Origin of the sequence: Wolbachia pipientis (assembly GCF_023661085.1) — a bacterium.
Taxonomy (GTDB): Bacteria; Pseudomonadota; Alphaproteobacteria; order Rickettsiales; family Anaplasmataceae; genus Wolbachia.
In genome coordinates this window covers 1-2,055 of sequence record NZ_JAHDJT010000155.1, presented here as the reverse complement: position 1 = coordinate 2,055, position 2,055 = coordinate 1, and the positions used below count along the sequence as shown (strand labels likewise).

General features: G+C 36.3%; 2 protein-coding genes. Both read right to left on the bottom strand.

Going from position 1 to position 2,055, the window contains the following annotated elements; genetic code table 11:
- Positions 1 to 182: 182 nt before the first annotated feature.
- Positions 183 to 995: an exodeoxyribonuclease III gene (locus tag DM84_RS05785; RefSeq protein WP_250779036.1), complete on the bottom strand. Its 813-nt coding sequence runs from the start codon at positions 993 to 995 to the stop codon at positions 183 to 185.
- Positions 995 to 1,702: a uroporphyrinogen-III synthase gene (locus DM84_RS05780; protein ID WP_250779035.1), complete on the bottom strand. Its 708-nt coding sequence runs from the start codon at positions 1,700 to 1,702 to the stop codon at positions 995 to 997. Before DM84_RS05780 ends, DM84_RS05785 begins: the two co-directional genes overlap by 1 nt.
- Positions 1,703 to 2,055: the final 353 nt, after the last annotated feature.

The window sequence follows — 2,055 nt, the reverse complement described above, 5'->3', positions numbered from 1 at the left end:
AAATTTAAACAATGAGACGCCAAATACTCTAAGTTTTTTGTCATTAATCCACTGCGGAGATTGCGAAGATAAATAAATAGCTTCAATACTATGATAAGGATAACGGCGAAGGTTGTCAAGTAGTTTTTTTTGTTGCTATTGAGAACACCAATGCTCTGTCAAAAGTTTGTTATGCGAGAAATCTATTGTGCAGCCGCGTTTTTTTCTTCAACCTGGGGATTCATAATACACACAACGGGTGTATGGTCGGATGGGCTTTCCAGCTTGCGCAGCCTGCTATCTATATAACACGTTTCCAACCTATCAATAGCTTGCGGTGATAGCAGCATATGATCTATTCGCATTCCTTGATTATTTCTTAGTGAATTGCCTTGATAGTGCCACCAAGTAAACTGCTGTAAGTTTGGGTTGGATGTCCTAAATGCGTCTTTAAACCCAAGATTCAGGATTGCCCTTAATTTCTCGCGTTCTTTTATATGAAAACACACTTGACCATTCAATAAAATTGGGTCAAAAACGTCAATTTCATTCGGTGCAACATTGTAGTCGCCGGCTATAATAGTTAGCTCCTCATTCTTCAACAAATAGCCCATTCTTTCGTGTAGGTTATCGAAAAACTTGAGTTTATACGCAAACGCGTGAGAATCTGGGCTTTGACCATTTGGAACGTATACGCTTCCTACTCTTATCTTCTGATTATTGTGCTTTACTTTGCACTCTATATAACGCGCTTCTTGATAGCCTTCTACAATGTCAATTTTCAATTTCTCTAGTATTGGATGTTTAGATAAAACACAAACACCATTTCTTGCAACTTGCCCATAGACAGCGCATTCATACCCGAGCTTCTCTATTTCCGCATAAGGAAATTGCTCTTCCGTGCACTTTATTTCTTGCAGCAGAATTACATCTATCTGACTATCAATTATGAAACTACAGAGCTGCTCAACTCTTTTGCGTATAGAGTTGACATTCCAAGTGGCAATTTTTAGCATCAGCAATCCTTATTAATCATATCAATTAAACTCTCTTTAGTAGGTAGCCTCGACGTTGTAACTTTTTTCCATTTGATTGACTTCAAGCTATCAGCAATATTCTTACTCATAGCATATGCAACTATATCGCTCATTGCATGAGATAGGCCACTTTTTGAAACTAAAGAACAGAATATTCTTGCTGTCTGTGAGGAAAAAAAAGCAACACTATCGATTTTACTACCTAATAACAAATTTTTGCACCTGTGGGTCAGATTCCTTTTAATAATTGTCTTGTAGAGTATAACTTCTCTTACGTTAAAACCTTCTTCAGATAACCTTTTTTTCAAATCGCATGATATTTCCTGTCCCCTGATATATAGGAACTTTACTGCTATTGAATAGTGATTTTTTATAAATGATATCAGACCCTCAACATTACTGTCTGCTGATATGATATCAGAGAACCCTAAATCCTTTGCAGTTTGCATCGTTGAGCTACCAACTGTAATGACTGGAAGGTCATCTACTTTGCATATTTGGCTAAATGCTTTCACGCTGTTTTTACTTGTGGATATTACCACATCAAATTCATACGCAGATATATCAGGCTGCAGATATTTTATTGTGAATACTGGCTCTATATATACTTTATACCCATATTTCCTCAGCGCACTTCTTGTATCCAGTGAGTCTGATAAAGGCCTAGTCAACAAGATAGACTTCATTCTAATCTACTTTACTACAGGTAAAAATAATACCTTTATAAAAAAATTACTGAATAAAAATTTTTAAGCAGATTATATTTCTTATCATCAACTCTGGGCCTCACTGAAGTCTCAGATGTACAGTTCCAGGGCATGATAAAGTGTGAGGAAAAAATACCATCAAAGGAGGAATTACGGAACCATAACCTAAAGTAGAATATTATTTGCCTAAATACAACTTTTCTTGTCAACTCACATATCAAACCAACTTTGGCATATGCGAAAAAACTACTTGACAACCTTCGCCGATACCCTTACCATAGTAGTGAAGCTATTTGTTTAACTTCCCAATCTGTACAGGTTAAAATGACAAG